This window comes from Paenibacillus sp. J22FR83, from assembly GCF_059691955.1.
This window is the reverse complement of the sequence record NZ_JCAUAM010000001.1, coordinates 213,496-234,626: the sequence shown is the minus strand read 5'-3', so window position 1 is coordinate 234,626 and position 21,131 is coordinate 213,496. Positions and strand designations below refer to the sequence as shown.

Annotated in this window: 13 protein-coding genes; 10 read left to right on the top strand and 3 right to left on the bottom strand. The window is 45.1% G+C overall.

Annotated elements, in window-relative coordinates:
- On the top strand, positions 1 to 2,340 hold the full coding sequence (locus AC58PV_RS00805) for an FAD-dependent oxidoreductase (protein ID WP_497430393.1): 2,340 nt from the start codon (positions 1 to 3) through the stop codon (positions 2,338 to 2,340).
- Positions 2,341 to 2,392: 52 nt separating this feature from the next.
- On the opposite strand, the gene AC58PV_RS00800 is transcribed toward AC58PV_RS00805, so the two are convergent.
- On the bottom strand, positions 2,393 to 3,955 hold the full coding sequence (locus tag AC58PV_RS00800) for a response regulator transcription factor (protein ID WP_497430392.1): 1,563 nt from the start codon (positions 3,953 to 3,955) through the stop codon (positions 2,393 to 2,395).
- Positions 3,933 to 5,636 carry a sensor histidine kinase gene (locus tag AC58PV_RS00795; protein ID WP_497430391.1) on the bottom strand — a complete coding sequence of 568 codons (1,704 nt, stop codon included), beginning with the start codon at positions 5,634 to 5,636 and terminating at the stop codon, positions 3,933 to 3,935. The genes AC58PV_RS00800 and AC58PV_RS00795 overlap by 23 nt, the downstream gene beginning before the upstream one ends.
- A 252-nt stretch (positions 5,637 to 5,888) precedes the next feature.
- On the opposite strand from AC58PV_RS00795, the gene AC58PV_RS00790 reads away from it, so the two are divergent.
- The 4 genes from AC58PV_RS00790 to AC58PV_RS00775 all read left to right on the top strand — a co-directional run bounded on the left by AC58PV_RS00790 (position 5,889) and on the right by AC58PV_RS00775 (position 13,430).
- Complete coding sequence (locus tag AC58PV_RS00790) at positions 5,889 to 6,851, top strand: ABC transporter permease (RefSeq protein WP_068661794.1); 963 nt, start codon at positions 5,889 to 5,891, stop codon at positions 6,849 to 6,851.
- 32 nt (positions 6,852 to 6,883) lie between these two features.
- On the top strand, positions 6,884 to 7,774 hold the full coding sequence (locus AC58PV_RS00785) for a carbohydrate ABC transporter permease (protein WP_497430390.1): 891 nt from the start codon (positions 6,884 to 6,886) through the stop codon (positions 7,772 to 7,774).
- A gap of 28 nt (positions 7,775 to 7,802) precedes the next feature.
- The gene (locus tag AC58PV_RS00780; protein ID WP_497430389.1) at positions 7,803 to 9,428 is read left to right on the top strand and encodes an extracellular solute-binding protein; all 1,626 of its coding nucleotides are present in this window, start codon (positions 7,803 to 7,805) and stop codon (positions 9,426 to 9,428) included.
- A gap of 213 nt (positions 9,429 to 9,641) precedes the next feature.
- On the top strand, positions 9,642 to 13,430 hold the full coding sequence (locus tag AC58PV_RS00775; RefSeq protein ID WP_497430388.1) for a fibronectin type III domain-containing protein: 3,789 nt from the start codon (positions 9,642 to 9,644) through the stop codon (positions 13,428 to 13,430).
- 66 nt (positions 13,431 to 13,496) lie between these two features.
- On the opposite strand, the gene AC58PV_RS00770 is transcribed toward AC58PV_RS00775, so the two are convergent.
- Positions 13,497 to 14,567 (bottom strand): Gfo/Idh/MocA family protein, encoded by a 1,071-nt coding sequence (locus AC58PV_RS00770; RefSeq protein ID WP_497430387.1) that lies wholly within the window; start codon positions 14,565 to 14,567, stop codon positions 13,497 to 13,499.
- A 163-nt stretch (positions 14,568 to 14,730) separates the two neighbouring features.
- On the opposite strand from AC58PV_RS00770, the gene AC58PV_RS00765 reads away from it, so the two are divergent.
- The 5 genes from AC58PV_RS00765 to AC58PV_RS00745 all read left to right on the top strand — a co-directional run bounded on the left by AC58PV_RS00765 (position 14,731) and on the right by AC58PV_RS00745 (position 21,061).
- The gene (locus tag AC58PV_RS00765; protein ID WP_497430386.1) at positions 14,731 to 15,561 is read left to right on the top strand and encodes a helix-turn-helix domain-containing protein; all 831 of its coding nucleotides are present in this window, start codon (positions 14,731 to 14,733) and stop codon (positions 15,559 to 15,561) included.
- A gap of 250 nt (positions 15,562 to 15,811) precedes the next feature.
- Positions 15,812 to 16,954, top strand: a complete 1,143-nt coding sequence (gene phnW / locus AC58PV_RS00760) for a 2-aminoethylphosphonate--pyruvate transaminase (RefSeq protein WP_497430385.1) — start codon at positions 15,812 to 15,814, stop codon at positions 16,952 to 16,954.
- Positions 16,955 to 16,985: 31 nt separating this feature from the next.
- Positions 16,986 to 17,771, top strand: coding sequence for a DeoR/GlpR family DNA-binding transcription regulator (locus tag AC58PV_RS00755; protein ID WP_497430384.1), 786 nt, complete (start codon positions 16,986 to 16,988; stop codon positions 17,769 to 17,771).
- Positions 17,772 to 18,011: 240 nt separating this feature from the next.
- On the top strand, positions 18,012 to 19,808 hold the full coding sequence (locus AC58PV_RS00750; RefSeq protein WP_497430383.1) for a sensor histidine kinase: 1,797 nt from the start codon (positions 18,012 to 18,014) through the stop codon (positions 19,806 to 19,808).
- On the top strand, positions 19,805 to 21,061 hold the full coding sequence (locus tag AC58PV_RS00745) for a response regulator transcription factor (protein ID WP_497430382.1): 1,257 nt from the start codon (positions 19,805 to 19,807) through the stop codon (positions 21,059 to 21,061). The genes AC58PV_RS00750 and AC58PV_RS00745 overlap by 4 nt, the downstream gene beginning before the upstream one ends.
- The last annotated feature ends 70 nt before the right edge of the window (positions 21,062 to 21,131 follow it).

Genomic DNA, 21,131 nt, shown 5'->3' with positions numbered 1-21,131 from the left:
ATGGTTAACGACTTCAAGAATACGCGTATCGACGGCAATCATTCAGGTAGAGGGCATGGGCATAAGACAGAGAAGTACGATGTTGTCGTGTGCGGTGGCGGACTGGCAGGTTTCTGTGCGGCTGTTGCTTCGGCTAGACATGGGGCCAAGACATGTTTGGTTCAGGATCGCCCTGTCTTCGGGGGAAACAGTTCGTCCGAAGTTAGGGTGACGCCGCATGGCGCAGCCGCTTTTCATGTATACGCCAAAGAAACCGGGATCATATCTGAGTTATTAATTGAGGAACGCGCACGAAATCATGAGCCGATCTTTGAGAATGGCTGGACGAACAGCGTGTGGGATATGACGATGTATGATATGGCGCAGCGCACAGAGAATTTGACCTTCTATTTGAATACAACCATTCTGGACGTTCGGATGGCAGGTGAGCGCAAGATTGCATCCGTCGTGGGTTATGTAGCTAACGCGGAAACGGAGATTGAATTCGTAGGGGATGTATTCGTTGATTGCACAGGGGATGGCCTAGTTGCTGACCGTGCAGGTTGTGAATGGCGAATGGGTTCCGAAGGACGGGAGGAATTTGCCGAGCCGCATGCGCCACTGCTGGCGAGTGGAGATGTGATGGGGAGTTCACTGCTTTTCAAAACGAAAGATTTAGGCTACCCCGCTCCGTTCACTGCTCCAGATTGGGCTGCGAAACTCGATAATCCTGATTTCTTCTATAAACAAGGTCGGAATCCGAATGATATGCGCGGTGGTTATTGGTGGATTGAAATTGGCATGCCATGGAACACCTTATATGAAAATGAAGATATTCGCCATGAGCTGACGCGGTATGTGTTAGGTATTTGGGATTGGATCAAGAATCGGGATCCGCTTACCAAAGAGCTGGCAGCTAATCATGCCATTGATTGGATCGGCCAAGTGCCGGGCAAACGGGAAAGTCGCCGAATTATGGGGCACTATCTGATGACGGAGCATGATCCGCAAAACAAAACTGTTTTTGAAGATGAGATTGCATACGGCGGCTGGTTTCTTGATCTGCATACACCGGGGGGACTTCTTGCGCCTACCAGCGAGCATGCCAGTTCAGAAGGCTACGATGAAACATCTCCCTATATGGTAAAAAGCTACTGTGGCCCTTATGGCATTCCTTTGCGGTCAACAATTGCGAAGGATGTTGATAACTTGATGATGGCAGGTCGCAATATCTCTGTGACGCATGCCGCTTTAGGTACGGTGCGTGTAATGGCGACAACCGCGTTGGTGGGGCAAGCCGTAGGGACGGCGGCTGCGATTGCCTTGAACCGTGGATTAGCGCTCGCGAATGTACCCACTCAGGCTATTCAAGAAGTGAAGCAGACACTGCTGCGCGACGGCTGTTTCCTGCTGAACACAATGAACGAGGATGAGTTGGATTTGGCACGGAAAGCACGAGTAACAGCGAGTAGTCAAGCAGCTCTCCATAGTGCCGAAGTGAGGGCGGATCTGTCAGCGTCTGGTGAACGGGGGCCTCAAGATGATTTTCTCCAGCAACGGAAAGGGCAGTGGATTGCGATATCGGAAGGCGTGTTGAACCGGGTTTCGGTTTGTTTGAGTAATTGGAGCGATGTTCCTCAAATCGTGGAAGCGCTAATCATCCCTGTTGATCATATTTGGGATTATCGTACGGAAGCGAGTCCTGCCATTGCCGCAACGAAGCTGCTTGTTATGCCTGGCAAGTATCAATGGATAGACTGGGATGTCCACCTGGACGAGACTACAGGCTTGAAGTCAGGCAGCTACGTTCGTTTGGATTTGTTGGCGAATCCCAACTTGGTTTGGCATTGTGCTGCTGGCATCGTACCAGGACAAACATGTGCCTATGAAATGGGTGAAGGAAAGATGCGCCGGGATTGGAACGGTCCGACCCGCAGCTTCCGCGTGGAGCCTCCGCAGTACGCCTACCGTCCTGAGTATGTCACGAATGGGGTGACTAGACCTTATCGGTTTACGAACCTATGGCGGTCAGATCCGCGCGAGCCGCTCTCACAATGGCTGGAGCTCAACTGGGAAGAGCAGCAATCGATCAAACAGGTTGAGATTACGTTCCCTGGCAGCCTTTTATGGGAATACCACGGGTATGCGCCATTCTATCGCGACCCGCAATGTCCCAAGGATTACCGGATTGAAGCCTATGTGAATGAGGAGTGGCAGGAGCTTCTTCAAGTGAAGGGCAATTACCAGCGTCATTGCCGATACACGTTAGCTCAATCTGTTCAAACCAATAAGCTGCGCGTTGTCATTGAAGCAACCAACGGTGACCCGTCCGCTGCAATCTATGAAGTGCGTTGTTATTAAATCATAGCCAAACAGCCCTAGCACCCTTATCGGGTAACTGGGGCTGTTTCAATTACATGGTCTTTCGATGTTCCTTCGGGGAAACGCCGAAATAGTTTTTGAAAGCACGCGAGAAGTGATAGAGATTGCCATACCCCACCTTTTCTGAGATCTCATTGATTCGTAAGGTGGGGTCTTTGAGCAGCTTCTGGGCTTCTTCCATGCGGAATTTGGTCAAATAGGCAGTAAAAGTTAACCCTGTTCGTTCTTTGAAAAGCTTGCTGAAGTAGGAGTAATTCATAGATACCCGATTGGCCACCTCAGCTAACTGAAGATCGCGGCTATAATGCTCACGAACGATGGATTCCGCTACGGTAATCACTGTTTCGCCCAGGTTAGCATGTTCCGAGATGAGTTGTTTCGTATCTGCGGCGTAGCTTTTTAAATAATGACGAAGCTCGCCTAACGTGTGAAAGGTATTGAAAGCTGTCGTGCGTTCGGTTTCTTCAAAAAGAAAGCGCTCATGTACATGGCGATGAATTTCGGCCAGCACCATATCATAAATCGACTTGAGCTGCTCCAAAGACATCTGTGTGCGCAATGAATCGCTAAGATGTCGATCAACCCACAGCCCAATGCGTTCTACATGCAGTGTCTCCGCTGCTTGCTTGAACTCCTCCATGTCCTTTTTGGCAGGCAGCCAAGCAACTGTCTTACTCGTGGGTTCTAGCGTCACGAAAACCTCGCACGGTTCTCGCAAAATCCGTTCAGACATCGTGATATGCGCTTGCTTATAAAGACGCGATAAGTCGTCCAAACCATGTCCTGCTTGGCTAAGAGATGCTGAAAGCGTTCCTGGATTGCCGTTCCTAAGCAGGATAACTGCGTTACCCAGCAGTACTTGAACGGTTTCAAAGGCAAGGAGATCCGTATAATTAAACACAAGGGACACACATCCTAGTACATCATGAAAAGCTAGGAAGCGTAGATGCTGTTCTGCATCAGCGTCCCGAACGCATCGTTCCAAACAGTTGCTTACCCTATCCAAATGTTCCTCACTGAAGGTAACGTTGCCAAAGGAAAGCATGGAGACGGCGAACAGCGGATGCATAAAATAAGCTTCGAGGGATTGCTGTGACTCGGAATCCTTGCTGCTCAGAGCAACGTTCGACCCATGGATTACGAGGGGTAATCGGGCAGTAAGCAGCGTCCTTGCATCCGTTAGGTTTTTTTCGAAAAGTTGGTTGTTAACGTCATCTTTCTCAATACTGGCAATCGCAGATTGCACTTGCTTGCCAAGCTCGTCGGAGGACGCAGGCTTCAATAAGTAGTCCAATGCCCCGTATTTAAATGCTTCACGCACATAGGGATAATCCCCATAGCCGCTCAACATAATAAATTTGGTGCGTGTTAGCAGGGGGGAAAGCTCTTTGATCAATTGAATGCCGTCTAACTCGGGCATGCGAATATCTGTGATTATGATGTGTGGGTGTAAGGTTTTCGCCATGGCAAGCCCCTGTGGCCCACCGTTTGCAACAAAGATATCCCGTACACCAGCGACATTGGCCCTTTCTAGTTTGGCTTTGACACCGCTGCCAATCAATTCTTCGTCATCAATTATTAATAAGGTATACATCGTTATTCTCCTCGCTTCTTCTTGCGTCATAAGGAAGGGTTAATATCGTTTCGGCGAATTGGCCCTGAATACTATTGATTTGTAATGGATAATTCTCACCGTAGAATAATTTCAATCGTTCATTAATATTGCCTAGACCGATGCTTTCTCGGTCTTTGTTACCTTTGGTGATATAAACGGAAGTGCGGAATTGTTCGTTGATTTCTTCCAGCCGAGCTGCTTCTATGCCACTGCCATTATCTTTTACAGATAAACGGATGGATAAGTCACTCTCTTGGCTCGCATAAATATCAATATCCAGTGTGTCCTGCTTAGCGAAACCATGCTTCACGCTATTCTCGACAATGGGCTGTAGGATGAATTTTAATACCTGAATGCTTAGAAGCTCGTTGGGAACATGAACGCGGAAATGAATGCTGTCTCCGTATTTCACCTTCTGAAGCGTCATATACTGCCCTAGATAACGAATCTCATCTTGAAGCGTTGCGAATTTAGCGTGACCGTCCATATTATAGCGCATCATTTTGCCGAAATCGGCCATGGCATCTGACACATCATACTGGCCAGCGATTTCCATTTTGGAACTAAATATATCCAGCGTGTTATAGATAAAATGCGGATTAATCTGCGATTGAAGTGCAATGAGCTGTGCATCCTTGTGCAGGGTCTCTTTTTTAATCATATCGGCTAACAGCAGAGTAATTTTATTCAGCAGAATGTTGAATTTTTCGGTGATGACACCGAACTCGTCCTTCCGTACAATAGGAATCGGCTGAAACCCAGTTTCAATAGCAAGATCCATCTGTTTAATGCTCGTTTTCATTTTACTTAGCGTCATCTTGAGCACGAAGTAGAAAGCGAACAATAGAACAATCAGGGTAATAATAAAAGCGAGGTTAGCCACAACCTGCAAGGAACTGAGTAGAGGTGGGAGCGGAATCGCCATGACGATGACGTGCTGGACATCTTTTAACGTGTCATCGACGTATAAAAAGCCGGGTTCCTTGGTGTAGCCTTGATTTTCAGCCACGATATAAACGGGTTGATTGACAACATTCGGGCCCTCAGCGGGTTCAAGTAGATCAACTGAGCGGACGTCAACTATCGTAATTCCTAGATAATACCCTTCAATAGAGATCATTTTCTGCATATAGCGAAAAATATCACTACCGTCTTCCTGCTTCGTATCCAGCACCCAAAGAGATTTCTGATCTGAAGACATAAAGGCATCGTACCACGCCTCTTTTTTAATTTTCAGATCGGAGAAAAAGGAACCAAAACCTTCTGGAATCGAAGCATTGGTTGTATAGATGGAAATTTTCTGAATGTTGATTTTCTGGAATAGCATGGCATAGTTAACAAGTGGAGCAGCGAAGTTGAAATACGTATCTAAAGAATTGGAGTCGGACGAATACGGTTCTCCAAGAAATTGTTGCAATCGGTAGTTAAACGTAATGTTATTGCTAACGCTTTCAATAAGATCAATTTTATTCTCGATTGTATATTTAATCTGTTTGACGGTGGTCTGTGAATTGGCAAGTAATTGGTCTTGCATGTAGCGCTGTGATTGATTGTACGTGTAGAGTCCAAGCACACTGAAAGGGATTAGTATGAAAAAAATAAAAGCTAGCGTCACTTTAGTTTTGATACTCATGGCATTAAAGGTACGTTGCAACGTCACTCCTTCTTTCTCCAAAGATGTTTGTAGGGACGTATTCGACAAAAGGCATCCTATACCTTTCGCTAATGAAGCATAGCCCAAATGAAGGTATCAAAACTAAAATAGTGATATTTTTATAAGCGCTTTCAAAATGTATAGTGAGAATATGCTTCCGGAGTTGCTTTGCTATAGCAGAAGTAGAGTTAGCATAATAGAGAACGCTGTCATGGGGTTATTACGACTTGGGGGCAGTAAATCGGGGAGGTCAGTTAAGTGGATGGAGCCGTAAATGCAAAACAACGTGTTCGGTCGCCACGATTATCAGTGATGGGCAGATGGCTGCGTTTCAAGAGTCAGTTCGCGCTGCAAAGCATGGTATGGCCGGGGATTTTGTTTCTGCTTGTGTTCTCGTACATTCCGATGTATGGCATTCTGATTGCATTTAAGGAGTACGATCTTTTCTTGGGTGTGATGAATTCGCCGTGGATAGGGTTTTCACATTTTCAAGAATTTCTAAATGATCCTAATTTCTTGAATGTTCTACGCAACACGCTAGCGATGAATCTTATGGGATTGGCTCTTGGGTTTCCTGCACCCATCGTGTTTGCACTCTTTCTTAATGAGTTGAATAAGAAGCGTTTCAAGAGCTTTGTACAAACGATTTCATATCTGCCTCATTTCGTTTCGTGGGTCATTTTTGGAGGATTAGTTCTGACGGTATTATCGCCTTCGAACGGGATTCTCAATCTCTTGCTTACGAGTATGGGTATCATCGATGAACCGATTAATTTCATTGCTAAGCCGCATCTTTTCTGGATCATTATGGTTTGCGCTGAAATATTAAAAGGGATTGGCTGGGGAGCGATTATCTATATCGCTGCGATAGCCGGTGTGGACCAGGAAATGTATGATGCAGCAAAAATTGATGGAGCTGGCCGATTTCAGCGCATGTGGTACGTGACGCTGCCTGCTATTATGGGGACTGTTGTGATTATGCTTATATTTGCGATAAGCTCTATCTTGAACACAGGTTTCGAGCAAATTATGGTCATGCAGAATCCGCTGAATTTGGATGTGAGTGAAACGATCGATACGTATGTCTATAAGGTAGGCCTTAGGCAAATGAGGTATTCCTATTCGACTGCGGTAGGCTTAGCGAAATCAGTCGTAGCCCTAATCCTGTTATTTGCTGCTAATTATGTATCTCGTAAAGTGACAGACAATAGCTTGTTCTAAGCGTATGCCTGCGTGTAAGGAGGAACACACAAATGAATATCCGTTCCACTAGGGACAAATGGTTTGACATCGGTAACATCATCTTTATGTCGACAGTTGTATTCGTAACGTTGGCGCCATTCTGGTTTGCTTTGGTTGGTTCTTTTAATGACGGGTTGGATTACTTGCGAGGAAACGTGTATCTATGGCCAAGGGAGTTTACGATTGCGAATTATAAGGCTGTATTCTCAGATACGACCATTTATCATGCATTTTTCATTACCATTAGTAGAACGCTGCTCGGTATGTCCACGCATATCGCTTTTACAGCTCTCGTTGCCTACGGCATGTCTCGCAAGGGACTAAGTGGACGCAACATTTATCTCGTAATCATGCTCACGACCATGTTCTTCTATGGTGGACTGATTCCAACTTACTTGCTTTACAAAGAAATTGGCCTGTTAAACAATTTTATGGTGTATATTATTCCCTCTTTGTTCAGTGTTTGGGATATGATTATTATTATGTCCTTCTTTCGAACGATTCCTGAACAAATCATCGAATCGGCGAAGATGGATGGGGCGGGGGAATATCGGATCCTGCTGCAATTGGTGTTGCCGTTGACGAAGCCCGTCTTAGCCGCTATTGCTTTGTTTAATGGGGTATATCATTGGAACTCTTATATGGATGCGTTGATGTTTACGACGAAATCATCCTTAGAGCCTGTTCAACTCGTACTCATGCGGATGGTGACAGATGCTTCGTATGGAGAATCATTTAGCCAGCAAGCCATGAGCTTTATGCCAGAAGAAGCGAAGCGTGTGAGTTCAGCTACGTTGAAGCTAGCCATGATGGTCGCAACTACAGCGCCAATCATCGCGATCTATCCATTCTTGCAGAAATATTTTGTAAAAGGTGTGCTTATTGGTTCTGTGAAAGGTTAGTTCACGCATATCAAAGGGGGCAAAGCAAATGAAAAAAAGTTTAGTTAGTATAGGGCTTGTCACAACGTTAGTTGGAACTTTACTTGTTGGGTGTTCTACGGATAAGGGAGCTGAGGTGACGGCTTTGCCTAAGTCATCCGAAGCAGCAGCGTCAGCTTCAGCAAAACCTGATGATAAATCTCCAATCAAGATTACTTGGTTCGTCGATCAAGAATCCTACAAGAAGAACTGGGATCCAGTGAATAACTTGCTCGATAAGAAGATTACAGAGGAAACGGGCGTTTCGATCGAATTTACATCAGGCAATGATGATAAATTAAGCGCACTTATCGCATCTGGAGACATTCCAGATATGATTACCGTGGATAAAAGTGTACCCCAGCGCGGTGTGCTTGAGAAATCAGGCTTGGTCGCTCCGCTGGATGAGTTGATCAAGAAGTATGATCCATCGTTTAATGTGGCAAAATCAATGCAGGACTGGTTCCGTAATGCGGATGGCCATTTCTACGGGTATGCCAACTATTTCTGGGCCAAGGAAACCTTTAAACCAGGGGATACCATTTACAGCAATCAAGGCTTATATGCACGTAAAGATATTATGGATCAGCTTGGTATCAAGCCTGAGGACTTCAGTACGAAGGAAGGCTTAGTTACTGCTCTAAAGAAAGTAAAAGATTCGAAGACGAAATATAATGGTTTCGATGTAACTCCCGCTTACTTCGAGAGCTGGGTCATCTCAAGTTTCTTCGGCGCTCCACGTGAAGATGCGCAAGGCAATCTTCTTGATCGTGAAAGAACCCCAGAGTCATTGGAAGCGTATCAATTCCTCAACCGTTTATATCGGGAAGGTTTATTGCCGGAAGATAGTCAAACGTTGAACACGTCACAGCTTACCGAGAAAGTGAATAACGGTGCTGTGTTCGCACTTACCAACAAAGCTATTAAATGGGATGCCTTATATGCCAAGGACCCGAAGGCGATCTTCGTTTCAGTCGGCCCCGTACTCGGAGATAAAGGTAAACAGCCAGTGATTGATCCAGTCGCTGCGTCTGGATGGACACTGACGATGGTTAGCAGCAAAGCAAAGAATCAGGATCGCATTATTAAGCTTATGCATTATCTCTCCTCCGATGAAATGAGCTTGAACGTGACTTATGGTCCTAAAGGCATTACCTGGGATTATGATGCGAATGGTAAGGTTAAATTATCTGATGAGTTTATTAAGGCTAGAAGCGAAGATGCAGCAAAAACGAAATTGAAATACGGAAATGGCACGTTAGATTGGCTGATTAACTATGTCCCTGTTCAACGCACATTGCCAGTGAACGGTGTACAAGAAACAGAAAGAACCAAATCGAATATTTATTTTAGTAAATACACCTATGATGCGCTTGCTTTCGAATCCATCTCACCGCTTGGCGGCACAGAAGAAGCGGGCATCAATGCGAAACGTGAAGAAGTACGTGTTAAAACAAGAGCGAAGATGATTTTGGCTAAAGCACCAGAGGATGTAGAGAAACTCTACAAAGAAGGCATTGAACAAGAAGAAAAGCTTGGCTCACAAAAGTTGGTAGACTATCAAAACAAAAAATTCCAAGAAGCCAAGAAAGCCTTAGGTGTACAATTCGTTTGGCCGACGAATATCAAGAAATAAACTTTGATGTTATAAGCTAGCACAATGGCATATGCAACGTTCGTGAGTGGATAGCTGTCTTCACACGCTTGCATATGCCTTTTTGTGGACTTTAATGGGAGGGGGGATATGGAAGTTTAATCTGAAATAAAGCACAGACGACTTAACGTCAGTACTGTGCCAGCGGATATCTGGAGAGATCAACTGAATCGGAAACAAAGGAGCAGAATGATAATGTACACATGGATCCGTAAACGAATAACCACTTTGCTTGTTTTTACCATGGTGCTCTCTGTTATTGGCAGCACTGGTATATTAGGCAATGCACCGATAGCTCAGGGGGCTGATGTATGGAAGCCTATGGATACAGAGCCGATGACGGTTCCTGGCAGCGCCGTGGATTTATCTGGATTGAATGATGCGCCGGCGGGTAAATATGGTTTCATCCAACAAGGCATTGACGGCGACTATACGTTTGAGCAAGCACCGCAAAAAAAGGTGAAGCTATACGGAGCCAATATAACATGGAATATGTTCTATGGCTCGCATGATGATGCGGATCAAACTGTGAATCGCCTGGCACGTTTAGGCTATAACGCAGTTAGAATACATGCACAGGATGCAATGGCCGATTGGGTACAAGGCATTTTCATCCAGAATGGATCAACAACGCCACAACTAAATGTGGATCGATTGGATCGATTAGAGTACTTTATTGCCAAGTTGAAGTCGAAGGGGATTTACGTAACAATTGACATTTTTCACCTGTATGATTTCAAAAATATACCGGGGCTTGGCGAATACGCAGATGGGACGAAATCCCCTTATTTGCTTCCCCTTCTCCCCCAAGCACTCGATATGTGGAAAGCGATTGCAGATATGTGGCTATCCCATGTTAACCCATATACGGGTCTCCCTTTGAAGCATGATCCTGTTCTAATCGGGGTTAGCCCATGGAATGAGTCCTTGCTCCTTAATATGAGTCTAAGTGGAATGACGGTGCCATTGCGCAATTATATGCTTCAGGATTTCAATCAGTATTTAGCCACGTTAGGTAAGCCGGCCATCGCTAGTTTCCCGAACAGCTATTGGGATGCAGCTGGGGAAATCAAAGATCAGCTTAGTGCTTATTATTCGAATAAAACAATTCAAGTTTCGAATGCCATGCGAACTTATTTAAAAGAGAATCTTGGCGTAAAAGCGCCCATTGGCGGATTAAATTACATTTATAGCCCGAATGTGAACTATTGGCGCGATCAAGCGTCGGATGTGTTTGAAACACATGCCTATTACCAATTTTCAAACAATAGATTTACGGACAGTAATGGAAGTGGCTATAAGTACAATCCGCTCAAGGAGCCTCGCCTAAGTATGGCGTTCAATAGCACTACAATTGCCAATTATCCGAAGGATTGGCCGACGGATACGAATTTTGGATCTTACTATCCTGCACTGGCATTAAGGCAGCCATATGCCAAACCATTTGTGCTTACGGAGTTTCAGGATACGCAACCCGTTAAAGGACGTGAAGACATCGGTATCTTCAATGGCGCTGTTGGGGCTTACCAAGGCTGGGACATGATGAACCGCTACTCCTTCGGGGTCAATATAGGGGATGCTTATAAAAATATAAAGTTAGGTGCTCCTGAAGAGTTTTCTATCGTAGGCGATCCGCTTGCTATTATGTCGGAAATAGAAGCTACTCTCTTGTTCCGTAATGAGGCAATTAAGGCAGCAAGTCCGAAATTCGTATTCGTATGGGATCGCACATGGACGCGTGATAAGGCAGGAGCCTCTGAAGGCGATGCGTATCTGACGAACATGATGTACATGCCACACTTGTTTAAGACTGTGTCTGTGTATGCGGATAAACCGAATGTGCCATTAACTGTGTACAAAATAACGTCTGATATCACTCCTGAACAGATTGCTAGCGGCAATCTGCCAGAAGCGAACAAACTTCCGATTTCATCTTCGATGTCGAACAGGCAGATGGCCGAATTGTTCATTCAATCGTTGGATGATGCGAGCAAGAAGGCCGAAATGTTAGCTGCATTGAATCAGAATAAGCTGCTATCAGATACCGGTGAGCTAACGTTTGATCTCAATCTGGATACCTATTTCGTAAATACGCCGAAAGTCATTGCGGCAGCGGGAACAATGAATAATCATACCTTCGCACTGGGGCAAGCGACAGTGACTGGCGATGTCGACAAAGGTACTTTCTTCGCATCCTCCTTGGACGGAAATGCGCTGAAGGATAGCGACCGCTTGTTGCTTGTCTATACAACGGATGTAGCAGCTACAGGGGAACAATATGTTACACAGCCTTCAGGTGAAATCAAGTATTATAAAGGCACATTGCCTACACTGGTGAAGCAGCAAACGGCCCAGTTCACGTTATCAACGAATAAACCTGCTGGCGGATTTAAAGCGTATAAACTTGCGCTGAACGGTGCGCGTCTTCAGGAGATACCTGTGACCGTGAACGGTCAAGTGCTGTCTGTAGCGCTGAATACCGATAAAGGATTTGCCTTTGAGCTCGTGTACGATACCTTGTACGGCACAGATTTCGAGTCGGGTGCAGCGGATTGGACCGCGATTCGAGGGAACTTTGCAATTCAAACGGAGAGCAATGGCAATCATGTGTATCAGGCTTCAACGCCATCGACATCAGTCGTTGCGCAAACGTATGGAACGGACTATTTCGTTGAATCTGATGTTCGCTTGACAAGTTTTAAGGACACAGTCGGACTCCTTGCGAGATACGTGAATCCAGGCAAGTATTACAGCTTCACTTACGATGCACTTCTCGGCAAGGCATCCATCGAGAGAAAGAACAATGATCAAACGATCGTTCTCCAAACAACATCGGGATTGGCAATGCCGCTTAATGTCATGAACAAACTAAGGTTTGAAGTGTCGGGGAACAGCCTATATGGCTATATCAACGGTCAATTGGCAGTGACAGCAACGGACAGCTCTATTGCAAGTGGTTCAGCAGGTATACTTACCAAGGATCTCGCGCTGCCCGCTGGATTCCCTCTGGGTACGGCTAGTCAACAATGGATAGCAGCGCTAGGAAGCGGGATTAAGGGAGTTATTAATGAAGGGATCTCAAATTCAAACGGCACTTTTATAACAAAATTACTAGAAGTTTTAAAGCGGGTTATGGGACCGGTTTCTTACGATAATTTCCTCGTTGCATACAGGGATGTAACGGCACCTTCTGTGCCTTCTAATGTGACGGCGATCCCACTCTCTTCCTATGAAGTATCCCTATCTTGGACACCGTCCACAGATAATGACTCTGTAGCTGGCTACATCATTGATCGGGATGGGCAAGAAATTGCAACAGTGAGTGGAGCGAGCACGAGTTATACAGATACTGGATTAAGTCTTGGTACTACCTACGCATACACAGTAAAGGCATTTGACCCAGCTAATCATCATTCTGCCCTAAGTAGTCCTGCGATTGTGACGACGAAGAGCTCACTGCTGGAAGATAATTTCGAGTCAGGTAGCGCGAGTGGGTGGTCTGTCGTATCTTCATGGGGAACGTTCGCCGTGGTGACTGATGGCAGTACGAAAGCCTACTTATCCGACAATTCGGATAAAGGGGCTACGAAATCTGTTGCAGGTCAATCCTCGTGGACCGACTATCACATAGAAGCCAAGGGTAAAATGGATCAGACCAAAGGCAGAATAGGGCTTGTCGCGAGATACGTTGATTATAACAATTATTACAGCATGTCATATGACAACTTCACCAAGAAAGTCTACATTAGTAAGTTGCAAAACGGCGTTCAAACAGACCTGGTTATTTCAGCAGCAATAACGCCGCTTATAGCAGGCACTTACTATACGCTACGATTTACCGTGAACGGGAATCAGTTGGATGCCTATGTGAATGGGCAACATGTTTCAGCGACAGACAGCACATTTTCAGCGGGGAAGATTGGCGTATACACACATTTACTCAAAGCTTATTTTGATGATATTGTGGTAAACATAGCTCCCTAAATAGGTATATCCAAATAAAATGGCGGTAACGCAGGTCATGCGTTCCGCCGTTTCTTAATATTGTTATTACAGCCGAACTTCTCGGCCTGTTTCCGCTGATTCATAGATGGCGGACAAGATTTTAATCATTTCCACGCCATGTTCAGGGCGAATGATGGGCTCTGCTCGGCCAGATAGGCAATCAATAAAGTGATTAATATTGGCATGATGCATTTTAGCTGTTTTTGCATGAGATCGAGAAGGTTTGCTGTCGACTAATTGACCATTGACTTCGGAGAATAGACCTAACTCGTAATTGCGGTAAGTTGCGCCTGCTTTGGTTCCTCGAAGTTCCACAAAATAAGTCTCTTCTTCAATATTGGAAGCCCAACTGAACTCGATTTGCAGCGTAGCGCCATTGTCAAAACGAATAAAGCCGACAGCCAAATCTTCCACATCGAACGTGCCGTCATCATGCTTTTCTCCGAAGGCGCTGTGTTGGGAGTCCGATAGTTCGTTATTGGCGAATTTACAATACGTGGCACCGCTGACCGCGACGGGCTTAGGATTGCCCATGACCCACACCGCAATATCGATGAAATGAACGCCTAAATCAATTAAAGGACCACCGCCAGATAATTCTTTCGTTGTAAACCAACCACCCTTGCCGGGGATGCCTCTGCGTCGAATCCAGCCACAGCGTCCAGTATAGATCTCGCCAAGACCTCCGTCTTTGGCAAATTGCTGTAGGAATTGCGCATTGGGATGAAATCGGTTATTGCGGATGGTCATGAGCAGCTTGCCGCTTTGAGCCGCTGCATCAGCCATCTTCTGCGCTTCGAGGGGAGAGACCGCATCCGGCTTCTCGCAGATAACATGGATCCCTGCTTCTAAAGCCGCAATTGCAATTTCCGAATGGAACAAGTTCGGTGTGCAAATATCAATCGCATCCAAATTCGCTTCAGCAATCATTTGCTTATAATCCGTGTATACGAGTTCTGCACCTGACAGCTCGGCCATTTCGCGCGCACGCGTTGCATTCACATCACAGATGGCGACAATCGTGCACGCTTGATTTTCTAACCATGCGGATACATGCGATTCTTTGAAAATACCACCTGCTCCAGCAATCCCAATTCGATAAGTTGATCTCATCATTCGTTCCTCCTTCATATAGGTCATACATGACGTACCATTCCATTATGTTGCTAATCGGTTCGTGCAATTTTAGTATAAGAAATGAGTTGATTAGGCGGAATATCCGATCTTGTAGCTCTTGACTTATTTTGCATTTTTTATTGGGAAAGAAGGAGGGGAGACCATGGAAAAAAACGGATTTCGATATATGGATGTGGGTTATTCCCACCACCGCGTACCTCACCGCAACCAGTTGGAACGCAGAAAGGATGGCGTACTGATCAGGCTGCAAGTGAATGGAACTTGCCGTATTGATCTCAATGGTGTTTCACACGATATTCGTTCCGGGGATGTGATTGTTTCCAGGCCTGGAAGCACCTATCAGTTGTTCATAGGCGAAGAGAGTGACGTGCATGGAGAGCACGTTGTCGATAGTGCGGATTACTATGTAGTCTGTGGAGGGGAATGGGTCGATCAATGGCTTTCCAATCAAACCTTAATCGATGTGGCTCGCATAGAGATCAATGAAGAGTTGCTTAGTCTGTGGCGGAGGCTAATTTATGAGAAACGGAACTTGCACGAGAACAACTCAGAAATCATTGCCTGCTACGCCAAATTACTTTGTTTGACCCTTGAGCGGTCGATCATTGCATTGTTGGCTGGCGTCGGCCGCAAGGAACATTTCATTGCTAGTAAGCTGAAGCAATATATTGAGAAGCATGCGACAGAAGCGCTCACCCTGGAGGAACTGGCAACGCGCAATGGCGTCAGTTCGTCAACCGCTTCACATATGTTCAAGCTGGCTTTTGGCTTGCCGCCTATGCGCTATGCGGTTGAAGTTCGTCTAGCTATTGCCAGCGACCGTATCCTGTACACCGACATGCGGCTTGAAGATGCTGCGGAAGCGTCTGGTTTCCGCAGCTATCCGTACTTCTGCCGCGCGTTTCGCGCCAAATACGGGCATAGTCCTAGTGCATATCGGACGCAGCACCGAGAGGCTCAAGATCATGTGTAACATACGCGACTGACGCTGTTGGTACTTGCAAAGAACCAGTAACCTTAAACAAAGGTCTACTGGTTCTTTTTTATTCTCATATTCCAACTAAAACAAAATAAAACAACACAAAAACATAATCTTAACATGTGTTTAACCGTCAGATGACAAATGACTTGTAACATAAGAAGCAAGAACAACCAAATCCAACTGGTGAATGGCATGTTGTCAGTAATCAGACCAATCAACGTATAGAAAGAGGAGAACGTCTATGAGTAGAAACGTAAACATCAACGTGAATCAGCTTCCAGACAATCCATACCTACTATTAACCCCAGGCCCATTATCCACGAGTAAAAAAGTAAAAGCAGCGATGCTCCGTGACTGGTGCACATGGGATCAAGACTACAACCAGCTCGTCCAGTCGATTCGCAGCCGTCTGGTTCAGATGGCAACAAGCCAGCCGGAAGCTTACACGACCGTTCTGATGCAGGGCAGCGGAACGTTTTGTGTGGAATCCGTTATTGGCTCCGTCATTCCCCCCGCTGGCCGATTGCTTGTCCTTACGAATGGCGCCTATGGCAAACGGATTGCACAAATGGCGGAAGTGCTTGGTATTCATGTGATTGTTGTGGATGCAGGAGAAACAAATCCAGTCAATGTGAAGCAGTTGGAAGAGGTACTCCAAGTCGATCATTCGATTACACATGTAGCAGTCGTTCATGTGGAAACAACGACAGGTATGATCAATCCGATTGCTGATGTGACAAGACTGGCTAAGCAATACGGCAAAACCGTCATCGTTGATGCGATGAGCAGTTTTGGCGGAGTACCAATAGACGCGGCGGAGCTTGACATCGATTTTCTGATCAGCAGTGCAAACAAATGCATCCAAGGGGTACCAGGGTTTGGATTTATAATAGCCAAGAAAGAAACACTCTCCAGCTGCAAGGGACTTGCGCGTTCGCTTTCCCTAGACTTGTACGACCAGTGGGAAACGATGGAGAATGGCGACGGCAAATGGCGTTTTACTTCGCCGACGCATACGGTGCGGGCTTTTGATCAAGCGATGCAAGAGCTAGAAGAGGAAGGCGGTGTTATGCGCAGGTTTGAACGATTTACACAGAATCAGCAAACACTGGTGGAAGGTATGCATGGTCTTGGCTTCCAAACCTTGCTGCCCAAAGAGCAGCAATCGCCGATAATCACGTCCTTTCTGTACCCTGATTCCCCTATGTTTTCTTTTGATGAGTTTTATGCGAGGATGAAGCAAGAGGGATTCGTTATCTACCCAGGCAAAATCACAGCAGCGCCAACATTTCGAATTGGTAATATCGGAGATGTTCATGTAGAAGACATCCATCGTCTACTTCAAGGCGTAGAAAATCAATTGTTTTGGAAAACAACATATTAACAGCTACTAGTCACATTGGGGGTTGCATGACATGTCATTGATTGGCGAAGAGCGAAAGGATTATATCCTGAACCAACTGAATCTGGAAGGCAAAGTCAAGACGAATGAGTTGGTCGAAAGTCTGGGTGTATCTTCGGAATCGATTCGTAGATATTTGGAGGAGTTGGAGGAAGAGAATAAGCTAAAGCGGGTGTATGGCGGTGCAGTGAAAATCAACCTATCCCGTGAAGAACCTTCACAATTAAAGCGCGAAGTGCTGTACGCAGAAGAGAAACGGAGAATCGGTAGAGCTGCAGCCACGTTAGTGGAGGATAATGAAGTTATCTTTATCGATGATGGCACGACGACGCTTCATATGATTGATTATTTATTGAATAAGAAAAATATCACGGTTTTGACGAATTCGGTTCCTGCCCTTTATATATTAATCGATTACAAAAATAAAGAGTTATTCTCAGGCGATATTTTCTTTATCGGAGGTAAAGTAAGTTCCGTACAATCCCGTGTAACAGGATCATTAGCCGAAAAAATGTTGGAAAATTTCTACGCAGATAAAGCTTTCATCTCGATCGATGGGATTATGATGAACAAAGGCATTACAAGCTTTGATGAAGAGCGTGGTCAATTTGCCAAGAAACTGATGGAGCAAGCCAAGCACTGTATCGTCGTCACGGACCACTCCAAATTCGGGCTTGTTCAATTTTATAAAATCGCGGATTTGAAAGATGTTGATATTATCGTTAGCGATGTTCCAGCACCGAAGGAATGGGAACAGTATGTATTGGACAAAAACGTGACATGGGTCGAGGCAACGTAATTCATAGCAAGCTTCGAAATGGGTACCAGACTGTTTAGCTTCTTAAGCTAAGCAGTCTGTTTGTCGTTGCCTGTAATCTTCATAGAATTACACGGTAAGAGTTATGAATTTCCCTGAAATGATGATATTCAAACCTATTTGGACAGCTTATGATGAAGAGGGCAGCCTGCAAGTTGTTGCGATGGAAAGCATTCGGGCAAACTGTTGCTAGTGGCATTATTAACCGGACGGGGGAGCAGCATGAAAGGCATCACCTACATCATCCACTCCATTAGAGGAAAGCTGATTATTACGTTTGTTATTCTCATTGTTGTGCCCATTTTACTCATATTTCTCTCGTATACGTATTCTTCCAAGAACTTGCTTGAGAAAGAGGTATATGCGACCAATCAAGAGCTGGTTGAAAGCAAGGCGAGAGGGATCGACGATTTGGTTGGTAAAATGGTTAAAGCAACAGCCTTCGTTGAATCTGATGTGAATCAAAGCGATATCTCCAAGCTATCGGATTGGAAGAATGACTATCAAGCCTATTCGGTCATTAAACGGGTACAAACGTCGATGGGGACCATTCGAGATCTACTCCTCGACAGCAGAGCGTATCTTATTTATTTGGATAATAATCAACTGGCGATTAGTACGCTATATGATTTTAATATGGACAAAAGCTATTCAAATCTCATCAAGGAGCCCTGGTATATCGCTGCCAATAAGCAGCTGGGGTATCCAATCTGGTCCTTCTTGTATAAGTTAAACCGAGAGTTTGGCTATACGGACGCAGGTACTTCGAGCAGTTTTGTGACGATATCCAGAACGGTTCGAGATGCTACGGGCTCGCGAAGTGCAGGCGTAATCAGTGTAGGCGTACCATGGGAAGTTTTCTTCGGTAAACGGGAGTCTTCCTCAGAGGGTTTGCCTGATATGATGATGAGAGACAATGAAGGGCGATTCATGGATCCGCAAGGAAATGCCTTTACAGGTTTCACAGAAGAACAATTATCTGAGTTAAATCGTGCCTCTGCTCAGGTTATGCGTTTCAATCATGAAGGCAATACTTACTTAGTAAATGAAGCGAAAGTCTCACTTCTTGGTGTGAGTTTACTTACGTTTATCCCTAATCATCAATTTACGGCTCAGCTCAATAAGTCACAGACGAAATCTATTCTTATTATTTTGCTGTTTTTTGCAGCAGCGATTCTATTATTTATCTACTTCATGCTTCGTTATACGAAGCCGATCTATTCGCTCTTGCGCTCTATGGGCTTAGTGGGTGCAGGGGATTTTAAGGCAGTTGTCAATGTAAAAGGACGAGATGAAATAGCGCTATTAGGCAATAGCTTCAATCGCATGACATTTAAACTTCAGGAACTTATGGACCATGTGGTTGAAGAACAACGGAAGAAAGAAGAAGCCCATTTTCAAGCGTTGCAAGCTCAGATTAATCCGCATTTTCTATTTAATACACTGAATTCCATTAAGCTGATGGCGATGTTGTCCAATACGAATCGCAATGTGAGTGACATGATTACAGCTCTCGGCAAACTGCTGGAATTTTCGATGAAACTACAGCATCATTATGTCACGCTGCGGCAAGAGTTAGAATATTTGGAACTCTATATGTATTTGCAGAAAATTAGATATAACGACAATATCAGCATTGCTATGGATGTGCCTGAGGATCTTTTGGATAGTTATGTTTTGAAATTTAGCCTTCAGCCGCTAGTCGAGAATAGTCTTATTCACGGCGGACGATTGCCTCTTCATATTCAAATAAGCGCACAATGGCAGCTTGATCGACTGGGCTATGTGATCTCCATCCAAGATAATGGCAAAGGTGTTTCTGCGGAGCAATTACTGCGTATTCAAGAAGGCCTGACCCCTTCGCATGCCAAATATAGCGGAATTGGGATCGGGAATGTAGACCAGCGAATTAAGCTCTATTTTGGTGCTTCCTATGGGATTACCTTACATCAAGTGGAAGAAGGCGGGCTTGAGGCTCGTATTCAGTTACCCTACCTACAGAAGGAGCCGACACTATGATACGGATATTAATTGTTGATGATGAGATATTAGTTCGGTTATCGCTGAAAACGTTGATCCCTTGGCAGGAACACGGATTTGAAGTCATCGGCGAAGCCGAGAACGGGGTAGAAGCGCTAGCCATGCTAGAGAGGTCTCCTTGCGATATTGTGCTGACGGATATTCGTATGCCTGAGATGGATGGCATTGCGTTCATGTCGACGATAACGAAGCAGTGGCCCCATATACGGTGTTTGATTTTGTCCAACTATAATGATTTTGATTATGTGCAAAAGGCTTTGCAATTAGGCGCTGTGGATTACATATTGAAGCTCGCCTGGGTGCCCGAAGAACTGCTTGAGAAATGCCAGCGCATTGGTGAAGAGATAGCAAATTCCCGTCTGCAGCAATCGGAGAAAGATCAACTCGTCTCGCAGGTGGTTCAGCTGAAGAGCGGCGCGAAGCGGGTCCAGCTGCAGGATTTATTTATGAAGCATAGCTCCAAACTGGAGACGGATGCGTTGATGAATGAGTTGGATTTGCAATGCGGTGAGCCACCTTACCGCGTTATTTGCATCTCGATCGACGAGTATCGGCGGGTCAATGAGGAGAATAGGTTCAAAAGCGAGCAATTACTGAGCTATACCGTGGGGAATATTTTAGAAGAAATCATGAAAAAAAATGGCGGTGGCGAACTAGTAGAAATGTTCAAAGGCAAATTCGCCTTAATTCTATCGGACTTCTCTGAAATCACTTTAGAGGAAATGCGTGCTGCTTCGGCGACGTATGCCCGCGTATCGCTTAGCTTCGGTATTTCGCAACCCTGCACGGTGTATGAGTTGTATCTCGCTTATGCAGCAGCAGAGGAGAGCCTGGACCGCAAGTTTCATGATCTCGATAAACATACCTTCTATTCTGATAAACTGAATGTAGCGGTTGGGAAATATCGGCCAGAAATTCAAGAAGTTATTGACATTATTCATAAGGAATTCAAGAATTCCATTAAAGTGTCGGAACTAGCCAAACGAATCGGGTTCGTTGAGAATTACCTAAGTGTACTGTTTAAAAAAGAAACAGGAGATAAGATTGTCGATTATATCACCAAAGTGAGGATGAAGCGCGCGCGTGAACTCTTGGCGGATCCCACCTATAAAATATATGAAATCAGTGAAATGGTCGGCTATGGCGATTCGAACCATTTTAGTAAGTATTTCAAGAAAACAGAAGGGGTATTCCCGCTAGAGTATCGCAAAATGATTTTGGGCAAATCCTAGGATTCTGAGAAAAACACTTGAAGTCTATAGAATCTCCCATTCGAAGTTGGTACGACATTTGGTATAACTG